Below are 22686 nucleotides of genomic sequence, written 5' to 3'. Positions count from 1 at the left end.
GCGCCTAAGCCCTGCCGACCGAAGTCGGCCGCTACTTCGTCTCACTCACGTTTGAAGGAGCTCCCGACCTCATTCTGCGCTATTCGCTTGTTATCGGCTCTGGCCGTTCCCGCGCATGGTCTGCGAAGCCTGGACGCTACCCCGCGGATAGCGGTGCTGGATCTCTAAGTCGTGTTGGCAGCTGTCAGAACCGCTCGCGCACGCACGCGCTGAGGGTGTTGAGATTCGGGTGACACGGACTTTTCTCAATGGTGGCGTTGTACTGTCCGAGGTGCCCTTCAGCAGCCCGCCCCAGGCGACGAGCGTCACATGATGCGGGTCATAGGCGACCGCGTTGACGCAATGCCCACCGCAGCTAGCCGGTACACATTGGCGCGCCTCCGAATCGCAGCCGTTTCGCGCATGAGCCCATCCCTATTCAGCCCCGGCGACATCCCCCGATCCGCTAGCCAGTTTCTCGAGACAACGGCGTATGCCTCTTCGAGATACGCGTGCAGCAACGCCGGCGTGACTCAGAACTGACAGCCTGCCGCCCGTATCTGCGGTCTACGGCCGGCGGATTGTGTTGCCATCTCGCGCGGCCAGGCGCGCCGCGTCAATTGTATTCCGGGCCGTCTCGCAATTCGCGTTGTACGGCTCTAGCTTCTCGGGGTCGCCCAATGGACCTCCCCAAACGTGATAGAAGCCATCGACACCCTCGCCAACGCGCGCTTCGTTTTTGATCAGGAAGTCGAGCCGTGCGGTTTCGGCCTCGAGCTCGGCCGCTGCCTTCAGAAGCGCATCCCTCCACATCACGACATCGCCGTCGAGCAGAGGTAAGCATTCGGCCATGTGCCGCAACGTCTCAACCGTAGTCGGAGGCGTTGTGGGACCACTCATCCTTGTTTCTAACGTCACACCGATCTCCCTCTCGCCACTGGTGTCGATTAATCCTCAACCATCCAAACTACAAATATAGTCGCACCGACAAACAGGCAGCCTCCCAAACCAGCACGCCGAGAACGACCGGCTGTCTTACGCCCAGGAGCCAAAGAGCCGAAAGGCCAATGCCTGCGTAGATCGTCTTTAGTGCGCGCTTCGCCATAAACTCCCCCCTCGCCTATGGCGACGAATCAATCAGGCCGCCTCGTTCGGCGGCGCATCTTTTAGCCGTCTCAGCACTTCATCCCGTGCGCTGAACTTCGGTGCTTCCACCCACACAGCGAAGTCTGGCTCCCACTGCTTCCATCCATAGTCGTCCAGGTCGAACTCCTCTTCGATCCGACCGCCTTCAACATCCCACAGAAACGCATACGTCACATTATGGCCGTTCCACCAGGCTACGGCGAAGTCTGACAGATCCGCTGTCGTGCCTATCGGCTGATCTCGCAGCAGCATTGACAGATGCGATTTGAAGTCTTCGATTTTCATGACGGTCTCCTGTAGGTCCAGGATAGCGGCAGGAAGGGTGCCTGGCCTGTGCGGCGGATCACGTTTCCAGCTCACTTAACGTACGAATCTATGGTCAGTGAGAGCGAGCGGAGCGAATGGAGCATGCGACCCACGTCGGACGATTATGCGCGAAAAGCCGGGCTAGATGCGTGGCGCCGCCGGTCGGATCAGCAGAAACCGCCGTGATCAGCGTCGAACTGCGCTCAAGCAACCGCGTAACGTTCGAGCCAATGCGCGTAGGGTGCCGGCAGGGTCCACGACGGTCGTTCGATACCCAGCTTGCGCGCCGCGTGGTACGGCCAATGCGGATCGGCCAAATGGGCGCGCCCGATCATCATCAGGTCCAACTGCCCGTTCTTGACGGAGCGGTCGGCCAGTTCCGGCGTATCGATGCCCCACGCCGATGACACGGCAATACCAGCCTCGCGGCGCACACGCTCCGCGATCGGCGCAAGAAACGCCGGCGCCCACGGGATGGCCGCCTGGGGCGTGGAAAAGCCCACGCTGACACTGAGCATATCCAACCCTTCGTGCTTGAAGTTCTTCGCGAGTTGAATCGACTCAGCCAAGGTTTCCTCGTCACGTCCGTCGTACTCGATCACGCCGAATCGCGCCGTCAACGGCAAATGCTCAGGCCATACCTTGCGTACGGCGGCCAGCGTTTCCAGCAGGAAGCGGCTGCGGTTCTCGAGGCTGCCGCCGTACGCGTCGTCGCGTTGATTGGAATGCGTGGAAAAGAAGCTCTGGCCGAGGTAGCCGTGCGCGAAGTGCAACTCGAGCCATTCGAAGCCGGCGTCGAGCGCGCGCTTGGCAGCGGCGACGAAGTCTTCGCGAACGCGTGCGATGTCGTCGAGCGTCATCGCTTCAGGTACTTTCGGCAGGCCACCCACCTATACCCATCCTGCCGCCGAGAACTTCACGCTCGGGCGGCTCTTCCATGCTCTTAGCGACCCGGTGCGCCTTGAGATCGTCCGCCAACTTTCAACGGTCGACGAGGCCACCTGCGGCGACCTCGACGGTGGCCGCCCCAAGTCGAGCGTCTCCCATCACTTCCGGATCCTGCGCGAAGCGGGCTTGGTGCACACGCGCGTTGCCGGCACCGTGCATCAGAATTCATTGCGGCGCGCTGAGTTGGATGCCCGCTTTCCGGGCTTGATGGAGGCGGTCATCAAGCAGATCGTCAATGAACCCGCATTGAGCGAATCGGCGTGAAAGTCGACTGAAGGTCGGTGGACGATGGACGCGAGCGCCACGGTGCGCGCCATGAAAGCCGGGACGACAAACCCCTTCCCGAAGCAGCGGTGTCCGCAACAGACGGCGCCTCACCGCGGCCCGATGTCAGGCACCGTTGAGTCGCTTGCGCTCCGCCCTTTTCCATCGCGCCACGAAGAGGTCACGGATGTCCAGCCCGCAAAATTGGCGCGGCACTCCGAAGGCCATGGCTTGGAGGGTGCATTGGTCCGGCAGCTCGGGGGCAAGCCTTGCAGTCGCTGAAAACGGTGCCCAATGTCCTAGGGCTCTGGTGCAAATAGTCGATATGGACAAGATATTTTGTTATACAAAGGATACCTGCTCAGGCAGACAGGACGGCCATCCAGACAGCGGGCGCAGCGGTATCTTTGAGGCGGAGTCTCGCGAGGCTGAATTGGCTCTTGCGAATACGATGTACCAGTTCAATACCTGAGAGAGTGATCGCTGCGTTCCGGAAACGTTTGAAGCCGAGCATGACTTTCGTCCGGGACTTGATGTTGCGGTGGTCCTGCTCGACCAGATTATTGAGATATTTCGAGGATCGGACCTTCGTGTCCTCCGACAGCAAGCCATCGGTCTTCATCTCGCGCACGGCGCGGTGCGAGGCGGCGTAGCCATCAAGCGTAATGGGCTTCGGCGGCTGACCTTGATGTTTGATTGCCTTCCTGAAAAACGCTTTTGCCGCCTTCACGTCGCGCCTGGCGCTGAGCATGAGGTCGACCGTCTGACCTGCCCGATCCACCGCCCGGTAAAGATAGACCCACTTGCCGCGCAGCTTGAGGTAAGTCTCGTCGACACGCCACGACTGGCCGGTGGGCCTGCAAAAGCGGTTCCACCGTTTGACGAATTCCGGCGCAAAGCGACGCACCCAGCGCAGGACCGTCGTGTGCGCCAGCGAAAGACCCCCGTTCCACCATCATTTCGACCAGATCGCGCAGGGTAAGCTTGTAGCGCAGGTATCAACGAACACACAGTATGATCACATCGCGGTCGAAATGACGGCCCGCGAACAGTTCCTCCAGAATCTTCAGCTTGCTCATCGGCGGCTCTCAGTTCGTTCAGACCGACACCTTAACCGATTCGCCCCCGCGGTATTTGCACCCGAGCCGCAATTCACGGCGAGCGCTTTCGGTCCAGAGGATCCGGAAGCTCACTGCTGCTTTGCTTCAGCAGCGGCGATGACTCCGCGGATGTCAGCCAAGGCCGCATCGTGCGGGACGAGAGGGCGCTGGGCGGAGGAATAATCAGTCGTGTAACCGAACGGTGTGTCTATGTGGCCCTTGCATTTTCATTCTCCTTACCTTAAAGTAAGGAATACTTGGAGGTCACCATGACAGCAGCAACCATCACATCGAAGGGCCAGGTCACGATCCCGGTCGACGTGCGCAACCAGCTTGGCCTGCAATCCGGCGACCGGATCGAATTTAGTTTTAACGAGGAAACGGGCCGGTACGAGGTCTATCCGGCCACTCGCTCGCTCGCATCGCTCAAGGGCGTCGTGAAGAAGCCTGCCAAACCGGTTTCGGTTGAGGACATGAACCGCGCCATCGCCGAGCAGGGGGCATCGGCGCGATGATCGGACTGGATACAAACGTGTTGATCCGCTACTTCGCGCAGGACGACGTGGCGCAGTCCAAGAAGGCCACGGCACTCATGGAGTCCTTTTCGACCGAGCGGCCGGGTTACGTTTCGCAGATCGCGCTAGTCGAGGTTGTGTGGGTGCTCGGCCGCTGCTACGGCGTCGAGCGAGATCAGACGAAGGACATCATCGAATCCATGCTTGGCACAAAGGAACTGGTTGTCGAGGGTGCGGACACGGTCCGAAAGGCACTTCGCGTTTTCGCTGCGTCAGACAAGGCGGATTTCGCAGACTGCCTGATCGAACGGTCGGGGCACGTCGCAGAGTGCGAGTACACCGCGACGTTCGATGTGACTGCATCTAAGGTCGTCGGAATGATGCTGATTAAGTAACGACGGCGAAAGCCGATAACCACGGAAAAGCGCTCACGCCAGTCGCGCCGGCTAAACAGGAAAACGGTACCGCATATGAGTCGTCCGCGCAGTGGGAGCTCGCTAGGCTCCGGGCTAGCGAAACAGTCTCGGCATAAGAAGGCATTGTTCTTGCCGATGGACCGCAGCACAGCAAATGAACTGGTCCTCCCAGTCAGGATCGCTTTCGAACGTGTTCGCTGCGGGAAGCCCGAACGGGACGCGGTTGTGTGCCTGGCGCAAACACTTCTGCTGCTCGGGTTCCTGACTGAAGCGGGCTTCGGACTGCTCGATACGGGAACGCTCGACGGGATTGAGAAGCGACTATTAGCGGAATTGAACCGGCCGGGCGACGGCGCCGAACGGAAATTTGCCGACGATCTGGTAGATGAACTGAATCTTGTCGTGAACGAATATGATCGCTTGCTGCACGAAACTCGCCTTCAGGCCATCGTTGAGGCGAACGAGAGCTTCGCGCGGCTGAAAGCCAGGGCGCAATGACGGTAGGCAACGTAGCCTTGGCGCTACACACGGGAAGAGCGGCGTTAGCCATGTCAAATTTGACTCCGGCACTAGCACTGCGCGCTGCGATCAACACTGCCGAATCGCGCAAGATGCCGTCAGGCGAACCGCTCGAGTTCGATTGCGTGGTAACGGATCGGATAACAGCGAACTGCGCAATCCGGAGCACTGGCAACCCGGCTTCGTGGCAATCGATGAGAAAGGCCACACTTGGACGACCCTCGCCGGCAACGATATTGCGTCAAGAATCCCTGGTCGCATCCGTAGCACGGGACCTCATGGCGGTCCCAACAAAGCCTGATAAAACATCCCCGTCGTTCGCGTCAGTTGCTCTTCGGGGACACCACCTGGCCGCGGATCTCGCCGTTCGGATTGTTTTTGGTGTGAACGTTGATGTACATGTCACCGGCTTCAAAGCTCTTGGCATCATCCGGGGATAGCGTGGCCTGACCGGTGATCGGGCTTGTCGCCTCCATGTTGCCCTTCTGGGAGAGCCAGACCTTCACGCCGGCGTTTTTGCCGGCCGGGGCGGGCCCGTGGAAATGCGCCATCGTGGCCGGACTCGACAATCCGCTGAAGGTGATGTTCCACGTTACGACCCGCGTGCCCGCGTCGTACGTGAGGTCGGCGCTGCCGCTGCCCGGAGTCTGCACCGGCGGGACCTGTTGGGTGCCCGTCAACGGCACCTGAAACGAGACCGGCGCCGCTTGCGCCCAGCTCAGCGTACCCGCTAAGGCCAAGCCACCGAACACCATGAAAGCGCGCTGCGAAATGGATCGTGACATTTAGTTTTCTCCTCTAGGGAACAACGAACGCGCGATGATGCGAATATATAAATCGACGGGCTGCGGAGCTTGAACCATGTGCTACCGCAGCGGGTAGGTCATCCATCCAACCGCGAATCGACTACATCGGCGGAGCGATTCCATCCTTTTCGACCACCACGCGTTGCGCGACGAATGCGCCCTGCGAGGCGGCCGTCGCGACCACAAACACCTTCTTGCCCGCGGTCAGGTCGGTGCGTGCGGCCGGCGCGAAAGTCACGATGGGTACGTTAGGCGGTACGGTCACCTCATTGCTCCCGCCTTTGTACGACAGCTTCAGATCCCGGCCGCTGGTACCCTGAACAACGGCGTCGACGTTCGCATTCGTCATCGTGCTGTTCGGACCGAGATCCCATGCGTAGTGACCTTCACCCATGCCGCGCGCGGATTCGGGGAAGACAAGCACTTCGGTGGCCGTCAACTTTCCGTCAGTGCCCGTCGTTGCGGCTGTGCCGACGAAGGAGCCCGGCTTGATGTCCGAAAGCTGCATGGCTTTGACGGCCGACACCGCAACCGCCGGTTTGAGCTCGATCGACACAGTGTCGCCGCTACGGCGGTGCACCTTCAGGACGTCGCCGTCGAGCGAGACGATCTCGCCGCGGATGCGCGACGGTTTGGCGGCGGGCGTCTGAGCGAGCACGACGCTGGCAAAAGCCAGCGTGGCGAGGGTGACGCCAACTTTCAAGCGAATAGACATGGATGCTCCGTAAAGGACTGTTGAGCTGCGAGTGGTAGTGAACATCAGGAACCGCCGAACCAGTTGTAGCCCTGGTTTTCCCAGTAACCACCGGGAAATTCGTTCGTCGCACTGATTGCGACGATATGCTTCGGGTTCTTGTAGCCGAGCTTGGTCGGCATACGCAGCTTCATCGGGAAGCCGTACTTCGGCGGCAGCACCTCGCCGTCGTATGTGAGTGTGAGCAGGGTCTGCGCATGCAATGCAGTTGGCATGTCGATGCTCGTCCAGTAGTTGTCCGCACAGTGCACTGACACGTACTTCGCCGTGATGTCCGCGCCCGCACGCTTCAGGAAATCGGAGAAGCGCACGCCACCCCACCGGCCGATCGCGCTCCATCCTTCAATGCAGATATGACGCGTGATCTGGTTTTCCTGCGGCAACGCGCGCAGCTCGTCGAGCGTCCAGAGACGCTTGCCGTTGGCAACGCCACCTACCTGCAGCCGGTATGTAGTGGCGTCGACTTCGGGCACATCATCGATGTCGTAGAACGCGTTGAACGGAAACGGCCGTGTGATCATCGACTCCGGATAGGTCGGTGCCATCTGGTTCGGGTTGAACAACAGGGCCTGCACGTCATCGTTGAAGAACGAGATTCTGCGCAGCATGGTGTTCACCGACTTGTCACTGGACAAATCGCAACCTGACAGCAACGCAATGCCGCCGAGCGTGAGAAGCCGCTTTCCGAGCAGGCGGCGTGCCGGATTTTTCAGCTCGTTACGCGCATCATTTATGATGGATTCGGCGTGAGACGAAAGAAACGTATTGCGATTCTGGGCCTTTTTTCGCAAAGTCATGGTCACCGTCCGAGAATCATCAAAACCAACGAGCGCGGCACGAGTGCGACCATGACGACATGCACGACAAAGAACGCAACCAGCACGCTCATTGCAATGAAATGTACGACGCGCGCATTGTCGTACCCGCCCATGAGCGTGCGCAACAGTGGGAACTGCACCGACTTCCATACCGCCAGTCCCGACAGGATGATGAGCGCAATATCGGCGATGACGACGGGATAGACCAATTTCTGTACCGCGTTATAGCGTGCGTGGTCCTCATGCACGAGCTTGCCACGCAGCGCGGCGGAGAGATCCGTTGTAAGCGACTTAAGGCTGATCGGCAGCAGTTTCCGGCGCAGACGTCCGGACGCCAGATTCAGCCCGACGTATGCAATGAAATTCGCGACGAGCATCCACATGACTGCGAAGTGCCATTGCAAGGCCCCACCGAGCCAGCCGCCCAAGGTCATGGCGGAAGGAAACCCTAAAGCTGGAAAGATCGGCGAGGCGTTATAGATCTGCCAGCCGCTCATGACCATCAGTACGACAGCGAGCGCGTTAATCCAGTGTGTGATGCGGACCCAGGCGGGTTGAATCGTTGTGTGAATCAAAGCGATCTCATGATTGATGACGTAGCACATGCTCGGACTCGTGGCCGGCCGCGACCAGGTCGGGTCGCCATGCGTAAACGCAACGTGCGCTCAACTATTCCATTGCGCGACAATTAATTTTCCTTCAAGCGAATATTCCAGCTTTATGTAATAGCCGTCCTTCGCCCCGCCAACTATCATCAGAAAATTGGCTCCATAAACCTCTCTCCTGGCTTCGATATCAGAGGTAGTTCTTTTCGGCACGACGGGCACGAAAATGAACAAACCCGCGGCTCTTTAACACAAGCTCTAGCCACGATCAAAACGAAATTCACGCCTGAGTCGGCCTCCATGATGGCTCGATTGAACGCGCCGGCCTGGATGGCGGGAATCGCGTGGTCATCGTCCCGCAAGGCGTCACGCACACGCCGAAGCAGATTCATCTCGAAGGCAGGTAGCAAGCTCTATTGGTGCGATCGAGAAGGCATGCGCGTGATGCGCGCCAAACTCGACGGCTCTCAAGTCGAAACGCTAGTCGAGACCGGACATGGCGACCAGGACCGGCTCGACCAGACGCGCTGGTGCGTCGGAATCACTATCGATACGCAGCTCGGCGAACTCTACTGGACGCAGAAAGGTCCCGACAATGCCGGCCTCGGCCGCATCTTCCGCGCCAACGAACATCCGGCTTGAGCTCCGTCGTGCCATCCTTTCCGTCCCACGAAAGCCCTCGTCGGGTAAATCAGGACTGTTTCGAACGTGAGTCCCTTTGACTCGCCGAAATTCATGACCGTAGTATCGTCGAACACGGACGTGCTTCGCGAGTACTTCTACATCCAGAACAACGCCGGTACGCTCGTGAACTATGGCATGCGCTATCACAAGGGGCTACCGATCAGCAGCGGCATTGCTGAGTCCGCGGTGAACCTGGTGGTCAGCCATCGAATGGCGAAGAAGCAACAAATGCGATGGACGGACGAGGGAGCGCTCTGCCTGGCACAGGTCAGAATTGCGGTTCTCAACGAAGAATTCTCGGTTAAGAAACTTGCCGTCTTGACCAAGACTTCTGCAACTGCAAACTCGCCGAGTGCGCGCCGAGCGGCGTGAATTGGCCTCCCACGGTTTGGTTCACTCTCGCCGGGATCATCCTGCTAGTCTCGGTGTTTTCAGCAAAGGGCGTGCGCCAAAGGCGTTGCTCGAGCCCACCATCCGCGTTGAAAGAGTACGAACAGCTTTGCAGGGTAGCGATACCCGGCCTCGGGCGGCATCTTCAACGCGACGTCCCTCAGGCGCCGGCCATTCCCGGCCAGTTCAACGAGCTGCGCCGCTGGTCGGCGTGCGTCGCCATTGTGACCTTCGGCGAAGCGCCGAATCAACTTCCTCCGCTATGGAGCAGCGCGTTCAAGCGTGCCATCGTGCCATCCCGCTGCGCCACCTCAATCCAATCGAGCGCCGCGGACCGACACGATCCTCGGCGGAAATCCTGATCCGTGTAAACTAGATGTTGTTCAACTCATCGCTGATGCGGGAGTCACGTGCGCTCAGTTTCGTCAGTCGCCTGATCGACAATAGTAGTATTCCTGAAGTCTCGCTTTCAAGGATCCAGCTCCACAGTAATGTGTCAGGGCGCGTGGTCGCCCGGCTTGGCGTCCCAAGCAAGCAAACAAACCAGGTGCGAGCTGGCGTTTCTAAACGGCTCCACGACCTTGGCGACAAGACGATGGATGCATGACTGAACGCGCATTGCAGCCACATCGAACCGCACCCCGCTGGCCGATCTCCCAACGAAATGCCTCTGATCGAGAGGGTGGAGAGTAGAGCATGTCGCGCTTTCCCCGTTTTAAAGGATGGCGACCGGCGGGAGTGCGGTCCGTTCGGCTGACCACAGGACTGGTGTTATTCACCTATGTAGGGACACATCTCCTGAATCACTCGCTAGGAAACATCTCACTCGCATGGCTAGAGCGTGGCCTGCTTGTTCAAAAGTTTATCTGGCAGGGATGGCTTGGAACCGGGGTGCTGTATAGCGCACTGGTGACGCATTTCTTCCTGGGTCTGTGGGCTCTATATGAGCGGCGCTCTGTGCATTGGAATTGGGGCGAGGCGACGCAACTCGTCCTCGGCCTGTGCATTCCGCCGCTGCTGGCGAACCATCTCGCCAACACGCGAGTCGCATTTGCCGTGTTCGGCCTGAACAAGGGTTACGCGCAGTTGTTGTACTCGTTCTGGATTGCTTCGCCGTTCTTCGGCCAGGTGCAACTGATGCTGCTGGTGGTCGCCTGGTCTCATGGGTGTTTTGGCGTCTGGTTCTGGTTGCGGTTGAAGCCATGGTTTGGGACATGGCGGAGCGTGCTGCTCAGCGTCGCCGTGTTGCTCCCGGTGCTCGCTCTGCTGGGCTTCCTGCAAGGCGGACGGGAGGTGATCGCGCTTGCGCAGGACCCTGTCTGGCGCGCTGCCGCGACCCGGCAGGCGGTCGTCGGGAGGGGATCGCAAAACCTCTGGCTCGCCAATCTGCGCAACGATTTTTTGATCTTCGATGGTGGTGCGCTGCTGTTGGTACTTGGAGCGCGGCTGCTGCGCACGGTCCGGGAGCGCCGGCACGGACGGCTCTGCATCTTGTATCCAGACGGGCGTAGGGTATTTGCGCCGCTCGGACTTTCGGTGCTCGAAGTTAGCCGGATGGCCGGCGTTCCCCACGCCAGCACGTGCGGTGGCCGTGCTCGCTGCACATTGTGTAGAGTGCGCGTGCTCAGCGATGTGCCGCTGCCCGCGCCGGCCGAGGCGGAGCGGCGCGTCCTGGAGCGACTGGGAGTCGACTCGCAGACAGTGCGCCTTGCGTGCCAGTTGCGGCCGATCCATGACATCTCCGTGTGGCCATTGGTGCCGCCGGCCGCATCCGCGGCCTTCCTGCAACGGCGTCAGCGGGACGTCATACCGCAAGAGCGATTCGCGGCGTTCATGTTCGTGGACATGCGGGGTTCCACACAGCTTGCCGCGGGGCAACTACCGTTCGACAGCATATTCGTAGTCAGTCGCTTCCTGAGCGCTGTCTGTGCCGCGGTGGTCCAGGCGGGTGGTATGCCAAACCAGTTCCTGGGCGACGCTGTGCTCGCGATCTTTGGCTTACGCGAGGAGCCAGCCACTGCTTGTCGCCAGGCGCTCTGCGCGGTGCCGTTGGTGGCAGCCAACATTGATCAACTCAACGCTGCGCTCGAACAGCAACTGCAAGCGCCCATACGGTTTGGCATTGGATTGCATTGCGGCCGGGCTGTGATGGGTGAGATTGGCTTTCGCGAGCATGTGACATTCACGGCAATTGGTGACCCACTGAACGTGGCCTCGAGACTTGAGGGACTGACAAAAGAGATCGCTTGCGACGCTATCGTGTCCGAACTGGTATTCGAGCATGCCGGCGTTTCGGCGGCAGACCTGCCGCAGCTTGATGCACACCTCAAAGGCCGCCATGACCCGGTCCCTGTCCGTGTGCTGGCCAAGGCATCCCAGATGCCTCAGACCTGACAGAACCTGCCGACATTGCGCGACACTCACGAATTTATTCTCGTTCGCGCGTCGCCTATAAAGTCCACCGTAACCTACCGCGTCGCGACCGCCAGGAAGCCCGCCGCCGTGGATTAGCTCCGGCTTGAGCCACCAGTCAAGTACTCCCATGCCCAGGTCCAGTGCAGGATCCGACGCCCATGGACAAATTCTACCCATACAGGCTGGCGACGCCCTTGAGTGCGGGCAGGCGGTTGGGTGATTTCAAAGACATTGTATCTGCCGTGAAGGTCACAACGACGCACTGTCTCCCCGTGAACATAACCCGCCCGTGGAACGGGGGCCCGCACGCAGACCGCCGACGTCAACCAGACCAGCCATCCGATACATGTCGCCGATCGCAAGCTGACGCGGACAGTCAGGCCAATGCTTTTATGGAGGATCAGGGAATACCTGACGACGAAGCGGCGTCTACTCATTGCATGCCGAACACTATTATCAGGAGTCTGAAATGAAGACCTGACCACCGCTCGCATCATGTGCAGTCCAGCATGATCCTCGCGCGAATCAGCATCTCAAGAAGCAAGGAGCACTACAATGAAATCGGATTCGATGAATCAGTTTTTTGACCGGCCACTACGTGCGCTGGTTGTCGCGGGCGCGGTGCTGATGGCAACTTCGGCCAGCGTGTATGCGCAAACTTCGTCTGCCCCTGCCGCACATCAGCTCACTCGCGCGGAAGTGCGACATGAACTCGAAGAGCTGGAGGCGGCCGGCTATAGCCCGGCCCAAGGCGACGAGGTCGACTACCCTGCAGACATCCAGGCCGCCGAAGCAAAGGTTGCCGCCAAACATCAAGCGGAAAGAAGTGCAGTGATGGGCCTGGAACAGACCGGGCAGACGAAGCCGACACCTTAAGTCGGCGCAGCGTCACAGTTCAGAATGCGATAATCCGTGCCGCGCACCAGCATTGATATCGCGCAGCACGGAGTTCCCCCTCGCGCCTCATTCCAGACAGTTACTTAACCTCTGTCGGCATGAGCTACCGTAGAGAGCGCGCCTACTCGACGGTAATGGTCTCTTTCATATACGGGTGAATGCCGCAGAATACCTTGTAGACACCAGGTTTATCGAACTTGAACTGAAAAGTGTCGTCCTGATCGAGCGCGCCGGAGTGGAACAGGCCGGCATCGTTGACTACAGCATGCGGTTCGCCATCGAGATTTTTCCAGGTCACGGTCGAACCAGCCTTGACCGTGAGGGACATCGGCGAAAACATGAAGTTCTTTATCACAACCACATTGGCGTCCTGCGCCTGTGCGACGGTGAACTCGGAAGCGATTCCCCATATCAGCGTCCCGACGCCCAGCGAGACAGCGACAGCGCGACGAAAGAAAGTGGTACGCATGATTAGGATCCTTGTGGCGTGAGTGGTGTCGGGAATCAGACGAGTGTCGTGTCGGTAAGTGTCGCCTTCAGCGGGTGGCGCGCGATATTGATGCTTGTCACACCAAGCATCCTCGGAAGCTGATTGCCTGCCACCGTCAGCGGCATGGGGCCCGGGCCATTGCCGGCCGTCGGTTGGGGATACGCCGTCGAGTGCGCCGTATGGAAAGTGATATCGCCCTCCCCCTTTGACACGATCTGGTGGATATGCCCGTTCAGGACGGTGACCGATCCAAAGCGCTTTAGATAGCTCAACGCCTGGCCAGAATCGCCGGTGCCCCACCCCCACGGCTCGTAAATCGTCCACATCAACATGTGCGCAAGACGACAATCGGCGTGCTGGACGAACGCCCCTTCAGATCGTTCTCCAGCCAGGCGAGCTGGTCGTCGCCCAAGCCTCCCAATCCATTCGGCTTGAACTGCATTACGTTGACAAGCCCGATGAAATGCACCCCGTTGTGGTCGAAGCTGTAAAAGCCTCTATTGTCCGAGGCTTGACCAAACCGGTTAAAGTATTCCGCCCCCGTCTGTACCTGTACGCGCCATCCGTCGCCTTCATGGCATGGGCTTCGTCTGCGCTATCGGGTTTCCGTCCGTCAGCGCATCCTGTTCCACTTGATGTTTGGCCTTCAACCTTTGTTCCGCCGCCTGAATGTCGTCTGGGTAATAGAGATCATTGGGAACAGGGCGATATCCGACCGCCGCCAACTCCTTAAGTTCTTGCCGCACTTCGGCACGGGTGACCTGATGCGTGCCGGGCTCTGCCGACGTTTGCGCGTACACACAGGCTGACGTTGCCATCAGCACCGCGCTCGCGATGAGCGAACCGCGCGCGGATTGACCAACAAGCCGATTGACCGAATTCCATTTCATGTCACTACTCCTTGGTTTTCGAGCGCGTGATGTCCGCAGTCCACCTGCCTCCAGCGCACGACGCTCTGCACGGGTAAACCACTCAACCGGCATCCTTATTCCCTACTCTCTTTCGCCGGACAAAGAGGCATCTTTGGCATCGACGATAAGAGGACACAGCGGCACGACCAATCGTGAAGTTGTCCAACGATCGTGCCCTACGTCCGCCGCCATGCCGGAAGACCCGTCAACGGAACAACGGGTCGTCTACTCACACCGCAATCGCCTCTTTTAAGGTGTTTTGGTCCTGAAAATTTCCATTTTTTTACAGGCTGCGGGAATATTCGGCGAAGAAACAGAGTCTACTCATTGCATATCGAAAAACGGTTTGGCTTCTGCAATGAAGGAAATTGCAGTGGTCGTCCTTTCTCTGACGGTTCTCGATTCGTCAGGTGCATTGCGCAAGTCAAGGCTTGCGCAGAGCTATGAACTGATCGGCATCTTAAGGAGTTTGAAATGGAAAACGCTTTCAATAGAGCGGGCGAGCGGCGAGCACCGATGGCATTGAGAGGAGTCCTGTTCGCGGTATCATGTATCGCCGCGGGCAGCGTCGCGGCGCAAGGTCTCAGCCCATATGACGATATCAAGGCGCCTGAAAACAGCACCCGGTTGATGCCGCAGGCTGCACTCGGGAGCGAGTATCCCACTGATGGTGATCGCCAGGCGGGAGAACTGTCTCTGAATCCGACGGATCCGCGGGCGCAACTATCCAACGGTTTGCCGAACAGTGCGCAGTCTGGTGGATATGGATCGCCACGAGCCGGCGTGAGGACCTATGTCGTGCCGCCGCCGAACAATTGAAGGTCAAGACGAGCCGGGTTGGCGCACGATGTACTGCAGATAGCTCGCTGCATTGAATCGGAAGTTTCATCGCCATCGAATCCATGCATGCCACGTGGCTGATTCGGATGCCCGCTGACGGGCCATCCACGGCACTCTGACTGGATCCAGTGTGGGTCGCGTCGCCCGCGCTCCTGTTACGCTGGTCAAGCACTGGGATGAGAGCCATGAAGAAGCATTCCGTTCGCGCGATTGTCGCGCGCGTGTTGTGAATTTCGGTGCTCCCGATAGTCGCTTCATGCACGCCACTCCAAGTGGTCACGCATACCGTCAGCCGGTCTGAAACGCGAGTGCCGCCAGGCCAGTACGAGCTTGATCCGCACCACTGGAGCATTACATTCGATGTCGATCACTTCAAGTATTCTCGCTTCACGATGCGCCTCGATCGCGCGAGCGCAATGCTCGACTGGCACGAAGGCGGGTTCGACAGGAGTTCAGTCGCGGCGATCATCGATGCCGATAGCGTGGATACCAACGTGCCGCTCCTCGACAAACTCGTCAAAGGCGCTGATATGTTCGACGTGGCGCGCTTTGCGCAGATCCGGTTTGTTAGCAAGCGTTTCGAACGTACAGGAGACGCTCGCGGCACGTTAACCGGCGATCTGACGATCCGCGGCACCTCTCAACCGGTCACGCTTGACGTGACGTTCAACGGCTTCGCGCCCGATCCACTGACGAAAAAGGACACGCTCGGCTTCTCGGCGGAAGGTCATTTCAGTCGCGCGAGGTTTGGACTATCGACGTGGTTCCCGGCCGTAGGCGACGACGTTAACGTGCGAATTCAGGCCGAGTTTGTCCGGCAATCCGCGGCGCCCGGGCGCGCTGCGGACGTACCCGATGTGTCGTTCAGGAGAGGGACAGACGGCCCAGTCCGGGATCGGCTTGCCGGGATCGGCTTGCCGCGTTCGCCTGGGGGCACAACCGCGAACACGCAGAGCCACTCATCATCCACGGTCTCAAGGCCACCACTTTCGGGTGGGCCAATCGATATGTTCCGCCTTAAAGACACGGGCAGCAGAGACATGACATCATGCATCACAGCGACGTAACGTAATATCTTTTGGATACCCAGTCTAGGCCGCCTGATCATGGGCGTGCGAGAACGGCCGGGACGGTAGGTAATCGGCGGCGTGGCTGGACCCGGCATTGAGAAGGTTCCGATGGCGACGACGAACAGGAAGCGGCCGATCGCTCAGAAGACGATCGCACTCGCACAAGGCGGCTGGATGCACGGAGCATTCACCTGGGGCGTGCTCGATCGCCTGCTGGAGGACGGCCGGCTTTCAATTGAAGGCGTCAGCGCCACCAGTGCAGGTGCGATGAATGCGGCGATAAACCGCGCTGTCATGCCAACTTTTTGCGACATCCCTTGATGGGAACTCATAGACATTTACTTCCTGGAAAAGGATTGGCAGAGCTGGTCAAATCTGCATAGCGTGCCCTTCGCCGCCTACTGGGGCGAGGGCACGACCCCGCCGCGCCGCCCCGCACGACAACGAGCTTCCTGTCGTTCATATTGGTGCGCACTTCTTGGCGGATCACATCATTGCGATGGAACCAGCCGGCATTACGCAGCGTCACGGAAACGCCGGAATCGTCGGGTCCGTTCCCTGGATGTCGGCCTCGGTGTGACGCAGCTTGATCGCCCCTTCGATTTCTTCGACGCGATCTTTCGCGACGTCGACCATCATCAGCAGTCTGCCTTTTTCTATAGCCTGTTCAAAGCGCTTGAGCCGCGTATTCGGTACATCGACGCCAATCATGGTCGCCGTCCACGCACCAAAGCCGGCGCCACAGAGCGTGATCGCCACGACCGCGCCGCCTGCAATCGTCAGCCCGGGCGGTGGGAACGCCAGTGCGACCAGTCCGGCCAGCGTCCCCGTTAGGCACCCGATCGCCGCCCCTCTCGCGAGGGCGGGCAACAGATCGCTGCGTTGCACCAAGGTTGCTTCTGGCAAATCCTCGAGCGGCACATTGTGATTGGCGATAACGTGGACATGTCGCCACTCAACCCGCAATAACAGAAGTTCGTTGATGATCATCTGTGCACTATGCACATTCGGCAATAGAAAATAGATACGTCTCATGTCCTTCTCCCGAACGGTGGTTCACCAGTCCCGAAGCTTCGGGAGGGTGTCTTGTCCATACCGCAACTCGAGTGAGCTTATTCCCGAAGGACTGGCGTGTTGGCAAGCACCGGGAATAGATCGCGCGTACTCACGGTCGGGCCCGTCTACTCCAACGATGTGCCGCGCAGCGGTGATGAATGTGTGCTCGGCAACGGAGCGACCTGATGCCGTTGATCTGCACCAGCAACTTGCAAGGCGGCGCAGTCGCCAATGCATCATGTTTTGCCTGCACTCTTGGTAACTTTGGGAATAAGCGGCGCCCGCTCCCGGTATATCGTAGTGCGAGCACGCTTGATGAAGTTTGCGGCGTTCGCGCTTCATGATGCAGAACCAGCAACTTCCCCGTCATTTATATTGGAGTCCAGAGTGAATAAGCGAACCATGATTTTCTCCCTGATTCTTGCCGCCTCAGCGGGCATTGCGATCAACGCGCAGGCTCAGGAAAAGACCCGTGCGCAGGTGCGGCAGGAGTTGATTGAAGCCGAACGCAACGGTCTGAATTTCGTGAGTGACGCGTCGTACCCCGACGTCGCGCCTATCTTTGAACAGCAGGTCGCGCGACTCAAGCAGCAAAACAGCGACAGTGGGATGGGTATTGCAACGACAGGCACAAGCGGTGCCGGCCACATCAAACAGGAGACGCCTCCTTCAAATCCGTCAGCCTGCGTTGGACCTGTCAGCTTCTGCAGCATTTATTCCGGCTCTTGAGCCACACGTCAACGTACTTCACTAGTTCCCCGGCAAACTGGGGCCCTTGTTGGAAGGAGTCACAATCATGAAAAAGTTCGCCCTGTTGGCATTGACGCTCAGTGCGGTCGTCAGTTCCACATCGACTTTTGCGCAGTCCGCGTCCGCCCATCTCACCAGAGCGCAGGTACGCGCCGATCTCATCAGGCTCGAACAGGCTGGATACAATCCGCCGGCCAACGATGACGCGACCTATCCTACCGATATCCAGGCTGCGGAGGCGAAAGTAGCCGCCCAGGATGCTGAACAGCAAGCCGCCGCGCCCCAGCCGCAAAAAATGGACAGTGGCATGGGCGCCGAAATGAAAGGCACGAGCGATTCCAGCCACAAAAAACAAGATACGCATCCCTCGAATCCGTCGACCTGCGTCGGCCCTGTCAGTTTCTGCGATATCTTTTTTGGCTCTTGAGCCACACGCCACTGCACTACGTTAGAAGTGGTTTCATAAACGCCCCGTGTGAAGAAAGGTCTACAAAAGTCTTGGCATTGACGTGTTGCTGAACTACCCTGGAAGCAGAGGGAATTAGTTGATGAGAAGTGCGATGACGCAACTGGGTCTTGGTCCGAATCTGTCAACGAGGCGCCCGCGCATGCGGGAATTTCTCGATGAGATGCGGCGCGTTGTGCCTTGGTGGAAGCTGGTTGCGCCGATCGATCCGCACGATCCGACGGGCAAAACCGGACGGCCGCCGTTCCCAGTTGCGACGATGCTGCAGATTTATTTCATGGATGTACGTATGGATCCGACGCGTTTTGCAAGCATTCTTTTGTGACGCCAAACGGTATGCAAACATGTATCCGGCTTGCTTGGTGGGCCTATTGGCGCGCCCGCAGCCTTGATGAGATTCCGTGCCCCTTCGGCGGTATTTCGGCCTTTATCGGTCTGCATAAAGTACAGCATCGTGGGGCGCTGGTCGAACCAGTTTTATCATCACAATCAGGAAGCTTCGCAAACGAATGATAGTTAGTTCGCTATCGCTAACCTGGGTTCTTTGCCACGGCGAGACGGCGGAGGTCCAGCATGAAGCCCGAGGACGTCCTTCGGCTTCGACACATTGCAGATGCACTCGGATCCGCGATTCGCTTCACGGAAGTAACCTGATGCCAGGAGAACAATTCATCGGGTGACGGTCCAGGAGATCTGACGATCGGGCAGATTCCTGATTTTCCGCAGTAGCGGCGAAGCTCGCCCTTGTCGATGCCGCTGAAATCCGGGGGCCACTCGTTTTCAGTGCAATGAACGATGGTGCGCAAAGCCCGTAAGGACGCGGGCCGGAAACGATGCACGCCCTCTCGCTGGGAACAGCACGTCGCTATCACCGCGACGATCGGCAGCTACGACCCGTGCGCGGTCGCCGATCGCGGCTCGAACCAATTTGTACTTCAATCCGCTGTCATACGAAGACGACGGAGTAGTTCCGCCCCAGCTGGCGTTACCCGAAATCGGCCATCGTCGAATGCCGTAGGCACTATTTCGACGAGCCTCGCTTCTTGAAGAGCGATCGCATCTGGATCGTAAGCGACTGACGAGGGCCGTTGGTACAAGCCCGCGCGTTGGGGGCATGATGGCCCCGCATGCCTCGTTTAGAGCGCCTAGATAGCTTGATGTGGTGGACTGGCCGTTGCATGCAACTTTTCAGCCACACGCCATGGCAAGAGCTCGTCGACGGCAGAGATCCGATGGTCAGCGATTCTTCCCAACACATAGTTCAGGTAAGCGCGCGGATCGAAGTCGTTGAGGGCGCATGTGCCAATTAACGAGTACATCGCAGCAGCACGTTCACCACCGCTGCCAGAGCCCGCAAATAGAAAGTTCTTCCGATAATGGAATTATGTTCATTGTCGGATGAATTTCCTGTTTGCCGGTTCCGACAGCGCCGGTGAACGGGCCGCCGCAATGTACGCGCTGATCGGGACTTGCGCACCGAACGACCTCGATCCGCGCGCCTATCTGGACTATGTGCTAACTCACCGATCTCCCTAACCGCATTCTGTTTGCCGACCGGCTTAAGCAGGCAATACTCAACGAAAAACGTTGGCGTACGAAATTCGCCCTGCTGTTTGTCGACATCGACGGGTTCAAGCCGGTCAACGATCGCTACGGCCATGCCGTGGGCGACATGTTGCTGCAGCGCATCGGCAAGCGTATGAAGCAATGCCTACGCGAATCGGACACTATCGCGCGCATCGGTGGAGGCGAACTCGTTGCCATCTTACCGGCCGTGAATGAGGCTGAAGACGCGGTTTCGATCGCCGAAAAGCTGCGTCAGTCTATCGAAAAACGCTTTGCAGTTGAAAGTTGCATCCCGGGGGTTTCGGCCAGCGTGGGCGTGGCTGTTTATCCGGACGACGGACTAGACGAACAAACCCTGCAGGTCAATGCCGACCACGCGATGTACCAGGCCAAAAGCCGCGGCGGCAATGCCGTCGTTCTAAGGCGGCGGGCATCGCTGCCAAGTGCGCCTGAATCTTTTTTCAACTTCGACGCGTCCGCCTTGCCGGGGCGACGACGCACGCGGCTTCATTGAAATTCACCACAACCTGGACGACCGGGGGTATATCGACTTCATGCGGGCGCATTTCTCGCCGGGGTGCGGCGAGGATCGGCCAACGTGTCCTGCCGTCCTGCCACCCGACAATCACGAATTGTGCCTGAGTGGCTCAAACTGACCGGGTCCTGTCCAATGCACTTCACCTATCCAGTGATTCGCGCCTCGACGTCGGTGAGCGGCAGCCAAGGGACCCGAAAGAGACTATCGGAATTCCCGGTAGGGGGCATTCAAATCGACCACTTGAGACTGCGTCGGACGCTTCAGAGCAGTCTGGCGCGTCAGGCCTGGCGATCGTACGCGCCCCTTTTTCTCTTCTGCTAAAGCTCGGGCGACGATTGGTCGAGTTTCATTCCACTGGTTGCTCGCTCGTCTTGCTGTCACTGTCGCCAATCGGAAGCTCCTTTCGGCAATTGCGTCGGCGCACTATGCTTTCATCAAGTAAGCTACGAGGCTACGACTCGGAATGGCGACCAGATAGGTACGTAGATGCCGATGGATTCCACGCGCCCGATGTCGTTCTTGCCGACCGTTCGGAGCGTCTGGGTACCGCATGGCGTCGTCGCGCGCGCGCGATGGATCAACTCTTCAGGGAGGCAGCATCATGGGCGAGTTTGCCATTCAGGACTTTCGCGGAAGGCTGATCGGTCCATCAGACAAGGACTACGACGAGGCGCGAGCGCTGTACAACGGCATGATCGATAAACGGCCCAAGGTGATCGCTCGTTGCACCGACGCCGCCGATGTCATAGCGGCGGTCAACTACGCGCGCGAGAACAAGCTGCTTCTGGCAATCCGCGGAGGCGGACACAACGGCCCCGGTTTGGGGAGTTGCGACGGTGGACTGGTCATCGACCTGTCGCAGATGGGCAGCGTGCGCGTCGACCCAGCGAGCCGCACCGTGCGTGTCGATCCAGGCTGCACCGCAGCCGACGTCGATCACGCGACCCACGCATTTGGCCTCGCCGTACCACTGGGCATCGTCGGCAGCACGGGCGTCGCAGGACTGACCTTGGGCGGAGGAACCGGCTACCTCACGCGCAAGCACGGCCTCACGGTCGACAATTTGCTAGAGGTGGATGTCGTGTGCGCCGACGGCTCTTTCGTCACCGCTAACAAGGACAAGCACGTTGACCTCTTCTGGGCGGTGCGCGGTGGCGGTGGTAACTTCGGTGTGGTCACGAGCTTTCTATTTCAGGCCCACCAAGCCAAAATGGTGCTCGCTGGTCCGATCTTCTGGGACGCCAAGGACGCCAAGCAAGTTATGGCGACGTACCGCGACTTCATCCCAAACGCCCCCGAAGAGCTTGGCCTCTTTGTTGGCCTCAAAACGGTGCCTCCAGTCGATCCCTTCCCTAACGAGCACTGGAACAAACGCGCCTGCGCTCTGATCGGTGCGTTCAACGGCCCGATGCCAGAGGGTCAGACTCATGTCTTCTCTGCTCGAGAAACTGCCCGCACCGCTGTTCAACTGGATGGACGAGATGCCGTGGACTGCCATCAACAGTCTGTTCGACCCGTTTTTCCCTAAGGGCTTGCAGTGGTACTGGAAGGGCGACTTTGTCAAGGCGTTGCCTGACGAGGCGATCGACGTGCACATTGCTAACGCGCTCCAGGCGCCGACCCCCTTCTGCCTGATGCACCTCTACCCCATCGACGGCGCCGTTCAGCGGGTCCCCAAGGATGCCACGCCGTGGAGCGCGCGGGACGCGTCTTTTTCGATGGTAATTGCCGCGATCAGCCCCGATCCCAAGGACGCCGAGGCGCTTAAGACCTGGGGGCGTACCTACTGGGGAGCCATTCACCCGTTCAATCTGGAGGGCGCCTATGTCAACTTCATGGATGCCGACGAGGCCGGGAACCGCGTCGAATTGAGCTACGGCGAGAACTACAGCCGACTTGCCTCGATCAAGGCGAAGTACGATCCCGACAACCTGTTTCGAGTCAACCAGAACATTGAACCGAAAGCGTGAATCGCCGCGCGCGCTCCGCGTGGCCTCGGCCGTACAGAGCCCGATGGCGACCGGCTCAGGTCGACCGATGCTGTGTGAAAACGCATTGATCGCCTAAACTGAATCAACGCGTTCGGGTCGGGGGATTCATGAAGCGATTCGTTGAAGGCGAAGACCGCAAGCAGGTAACGTTGTTGCCCGAAGGCCTGGACGATTTCGTTGCCGAGGATAACCCGGTGAGGATCATCGATGCCTTCGTCGAAGAGCTGGAACTCGAATCGATGGGTTTCGATGGTATCACACCATCAACAACAGGTCGCCCCTCCTACCATCCAGCAGTGCAGCTGAAGATATACATCTACGGCGGTTTTGTCGCGCTAAGGCGCTGGGTTAGAATTTGCACTCGATCACCAGTGACGAACAAGATGCCCAAGACGAAGGATCCGCCGCGCAAGACGCTGCCTGCTGGCATTGGCAAGGTGCTCAAG

General features: G+C 59.0%; 24 protein-coding genes and 7 pseudogenes. 18 read left to right on the top strand and 13 right to left on the bottom strand.

Annotated elements, in window-relative coordinates:
- Positions 1-546: 546 nt before the first annotated feature.
- The 3 genes and pseudogenes from ABQJ48_RS35420 to ABQJ48_RS35410 form a co-directional block, all read right to left on the bottom strand.
- Entirely contained in the window at positions 547-897 is a 351-nt protein-coding gene (locus tag ABQJ48_RS35420; protein WP_367842560.1) for a hypothetical protein, read from the bottom strand.
- A 219-nt stretch (positions 898-1116) separates the two neighbouring features.
- Complete coding sequence (locus tag ABQJ48_RS35415) at positions 1117-1410, bottom strand: hypothetical protein (RefSeq protein WP_367842559.1); 294 nt, start codon at positions 1408-1410, stop codon at positions 1117-1119.
- Between the two features lie 224 nt (positions 1411-1634).
- Positions 1635-2312 (bottom strand): annotated as a pseudogene (locus tag ABQJ48_RS35410) (oxidoreductase); the annotation flags it as partial.
- On the opposite strand from ABQJ48_RS35410, the gene ABQJ48_RS35405 reads away from it, so the two are divergent.
- Positions 2275-2643 (top strand): ArsR/SmtB family transcription factor, encoded by a 369-nt coding sequence (locus ABQJ48_RS35405; protein ID WP_473094237.1) that lies wholly within the window; start codon positions 2275-2277, stop codon positions 2641-2643. The pseudogene ABQJ48_RS35410 and the gene ABQJ48_RS35405 overlap by 38 nt on opposite strands.
- A 361-nt stretch (positions 2644-3004) precedes the next feature.
- Here the strand turns inward: ABQJ48_RS35405 and ABQJ48_RS35400 are convergent.
- Positions 3005-3713: pseudogene (locus ABQJ48_RS35400) on the bottom strand (IS6 family transposase).
- 299 nt (positions 3714-4012) lie between these two features.
- Between ABQJ48_RS35400 and ABQJ48_RS35395 the strand changes: the two are divergent.
- From ABQJ48_RS35395 to ABQJ48_RS35385, 3 genes are all read left to right on the top strand, one after another.
- Positions 4013-4258: an AbrB/MazE/SpoVT family DNA-binding domain-containing protein gene (locus tag ABQJ48_RS35395; protein ID WP_367842557.1), complete on the top strand. Its 246-nt coding sequence runs from the start codon at positions 4013-4015 to the stop codon at positions 4256-4258.
- Complete coding sequence (locus ABQJ48_RS35390; RefSeq protein ID WP_367842556.1) at positions 4255-4653, top strand: PIN domain-containing protein; 399 nt, start codon at positions 4255-4257, stop codon at positions 4651-4653. Before ABQJ48_RS35395 ends, ABQJ48_RS35390 begins: the two co-directional genes overlap by 4 nt.
- Before the next feature lie 156 nt (positions 4654-4809).
- Positions 4810-5172, top strand: a complete 363-nt coding sequence (locus ABQJ48_RS35385; protein WP_367842555.1) for a Fis family transcriptional regulator — start codon at positions 4810-4812, stop codon at positions 5170-5172.
- Positions 5173-5516: 344 nt separating this feature from the next.
- Here the strand turns inward: ABQJ48_RS35385 and ABQJ48_RS35380 are convergent, their stop codons facing one another.
- From ABQJ48_RS35380 to ABQJ48_RS35365, 4 genes are all read right to left on the bottom strand, one after another.
- Positions 5517-5978: a CHRD domain-containing protein gene (locus ABQJ48_RS35380; RefSeq protein ID WP_367842554.1), complete on the bottom strand. Its 462-nt coding sequence runs from the start codon at positions 5976-5978 to the stop codon at positions 5517-5519.
- A gap of 121 nt (positions 5979-6099) precedes the next feature.
- Entirely contained in the window at positions 6100-6714 is a 615-nt protein-coding gene (locus tag ABQJ48_RS35375; RefSeq protein WP_367842553.1) for a hypothetical protein, read from the bottom strand.
- Positions 6715-6758: 44 nt separating this feature from the next.
- Positions 6759-7550, bottom strand: a complete 792-nt coding sequence (locus ABQJ48_RS35370) for a molybdopterin-dependent oxidoreductase (protein WP_367842552.1) — start codon at positions 7548-7550, stop codon at positions 6759-6761.
- Positions 7551-7552: 2 nt separating this feature from the next.
- Positions 7553-8176, bottom strand: a complete 624-nt coding sequence (locus ABQJ48_RS35365) for a cytochrome b/b6 domain-containing protein (protein WP_367842551.1) — start codon at positions 8174-8176, stop codon at positions 7553-7555.
- Positions 8177-8611: 435 nt separating this feature from the next.
- On the opposite strand from ABQJ48_RS35365, the gene ABQJ48_RS35360 reads away from it, so the two are divergent.
- The 4 genes from ABQJ48_RS35360 (at position 8612) to ABQJ48_RS35345 (ending at position 12541) form a co-directional block, all read left to right on the top strand.
- Entirely contained in the window at positions 8612-8818 is a 207-nt protein-coding gene (locus ABQJ48_RS35360; RefSeq protein ID WP_367842550.1) for a hypothetical protein, read from the top strand.
- Between the two features lie 66 nt (positions 8819-8884).
- Positions 8885-9232, top strand: coding sequence for a hypothetical protein (locus ABQJ48_RS35355; protein ID WP_367842549.1), 348 nt, complete (start codon positions 8885-8887; stop codon positions 9230-9232).
- A 714-nt stretch (positions 9233-9946) separates the two neighbouring features.
- Positions 9947-11644 carry an adenylate/guanylate cyclase domain-containing protein gene (locus tag ABQJ48_RS35350; RefSeq protein ID WP_367842548.1) on the top strand — a complete coding sequence of 566 codons (1698 nt, stop codon included), beginning with the start codon at positions 9947-9949 and terminating at the stop codon, positions 11642-11644.
- 576 nt (positions 11645-12220) lie between these two features.
- Positions 12221-12541, top strand: a complete 321-nt coding sequence (locus ABQJ48_RS35345) for a DUF4148 domain-containing protein (protein WP_367842547.1) — start codon at positions 12221-12223, stop codon at positions 12539-12541.
- Between the two features lie 142 nt (positions 12542-12683).
- Here ABQJ48_RS35345 and ABQJ48_RS35340 read toward each other — a convergent pair whose 3' ends face one another.
- The 3 genes and pseudogenes from ABQJ48_RS35340 to ABQJ48_RS35330 all read right to left on the bottom strand — a co-directional run bounded on the left by ABQJ48_RS35340 (position 12684) and on the right by ABQJ48_RS35330 (position 13942).
- Entirely contained in the window at positions 12684-13031 is a 348-nt protein-coding gene (locus ABQJ48_RS35340; protein WP_367842546.1) for a cupredoxin domain-containing protein, read from the bottom strand.
- Positions 13032-13066: 35 nt separating this feature from the next.
- Positions 13067-13593: pseudogene (locus ABQJ48_RS35335) on the bottom strand (metallophosphoesterase family protein); the annotation flags it as partial.
- A gap of 31 nt (positions 13594-13624) precedes the next feature.
- On the bottom strand, positions 13625-13942 hold the full coding sequence (locus ABQJ48_RS35330) for a DUF4148 domain-containing protein (protein WP_367842545.1): 318 nt from the start codon (positions 13940-13942) through the stop codon (positions 13625-13627).
- 537 nt (positions 13943-14479) lie between these two features.
- Here ABQJ48_RS35330 and ABQJ48_RS35325 point away from each other — a divergent pair.
- From ABQJ48_RS35325 to ABQJ48_RS35315, 3 genes and pseudogenes are all read left to right on the top strand, one after another.
- On the top strand, positions 14480-14782 hold the full coding sequence (locus ABQJ48_RS35325) for a hypothetical protein (protein ID WP_367842568.1): 303 nt from the start codon (positions 14480-14482) through the stop codon (positions 14780-14782).
- Positions 14783-15033: 251 nt separating this feature from the next.
- Positions 15034-15633 (top strand): annotated as a pseudogene (locus ABQJ48_RS35320) (YceI family protein); the annotation flags it as partial.
- Between the two features lie 348 nt (positions 15634-15981).
- Positions 15982-16155, top strand: a pseudogene (locus ABQJ48_RS35315) (patatin-like phospholipase family protein); the annotation flags it as partial.
- Positions 16156-16398: 243 nt separating this feature from the next.
- Here the strand turns inward: ABQJ48_RS35315 and ABQJ48_RS35310 are convergent.
- Complete coding sequence (locus ABQJ48_RS35310; RefSeq protein ID WP_367842544.1) at positions 16399-16908, bottom strand: DUF1269 domain-containing protein; 510 nt, start codon at positions 16906-16908, stop codon at positions 16399-16401.
- Positions 16909-17331: 423 nt separating this feature from the next.
- On the opposite strand from ABQJ48_RS35310, the gene ABQJ48_RS35305 reads away from it, so the two are divergent.
- The 3 genes and pseudogenes from ABQJ48_RS35305 to ABQJ48_RS35295 all read left to right on the top strand — a co-directional run.
- The gene (locus ABQJ48_RS35305) at positions 17332-17658 is read left to right on the top strand and encodes a DUF4148 domain-containing protein (RefSeq protein WP_473094238.1); all 327 of its coding nucleotides are present in this window, start codon (positions 17332-17334) and stop codon (positions 17656-17658) included.
- A gap of 67 nt (positions 17659-17725) precedes the next feature.
- Positions 17726-18106: a DUF4148 domain-containing protein gene (locus tag ABQJ48_RS35300; RefSeq protein WP_367842542.1), complete on the top strand. Its 381-nt coding sequence runs from the start codon at positions 17726-17728 to the stop codon at positions 18104-18106.
- Positions 18107-18239: 133 nt separating this feature from the next.
- Positions 18240-18425, top strand: a pseudogene (locus ABQJ48_RS35295) (transposase); the annotation flags it as partial.
- A gap of 865 nt (positions 18426-19290) precedes the next feature.
- Here ABQJ48_RS35295 and ABQJ48_RS35290 read toward each other — a convergent pair.
- Positions 19291-19518: pseudogene (locus ABQJ48_RS35290) on the bottom strand (transposase domain-containing protein); the annotation flags it as partial.
- A 167-nt stretch (positions 19519-19685) separates the two neighbouring features.
- On the opposite strand from ABQJ48_RS35290, the gene ABQJ48_RS35285 reads away from it, so the two are divergent.
- From ABQJ48_RS35285 to ABQJ48_RS35270, 4 genes are all read left to right on the top strand, one after another.
- Positions 19686-20225 carry a GGDEF domain-containing protein gene (locus tag ABQJ48_RS35285; RefSeq protein ID WP_367842567.1) on the top strand — a complete coding sequence of 180 codons (540 nt, stop codon included), beginning with the start codon at positions 19686-19688 and terminating at the stop codon, positions 20223-20225.
- A 625-nt stretch (positions 20226-20850) separates the two neighbouring features.
- Positions 20851-21777 (top strand): FAD-binding oxidoreductase, encoded by a 927-nt coding sequence (locus tag ABQJ48_RS35280; RefSeq protein ID WP_367842541.1) that lies wholly within the window; start codon positions 20851-20853, stop codon positions 21775-21777.
- A complete protein-coding gene (locus ABQJ48_RS35275; RefSeq protein ID WP_367842540.1) occupies positions 21731-22219 on the top strand; it encodes a BBE domain-containing protein in 489 nt (162 codons plus the stop codon). Before ABQJ48_RS35280 ends, ABQJ48_RS35275 begins: the two co-directional genes overlap by 47 nt.
- 128 nt (positions 22220-22347) lie before the next feature.
- Positions 22348-22686, top strand: a 339-nt coding sequence (locus ABQJ48_RS35270) for a transposase (protein WP_473094236.1), incomplete at its 3' end; no start/stop codon positions are given.

This window comes from Paraburkholderia suaedae, from assembly GCF_040812055.1.
Classification (GTDB): Bacteria; Pseudomonadota; Gammaproteobacteria; order Burkholderiales; family Burkholderiaceae; genus Paraburkholderia.
This window is presented reverse-complemented; position numbering and strand designations above follow the sequence as displayed.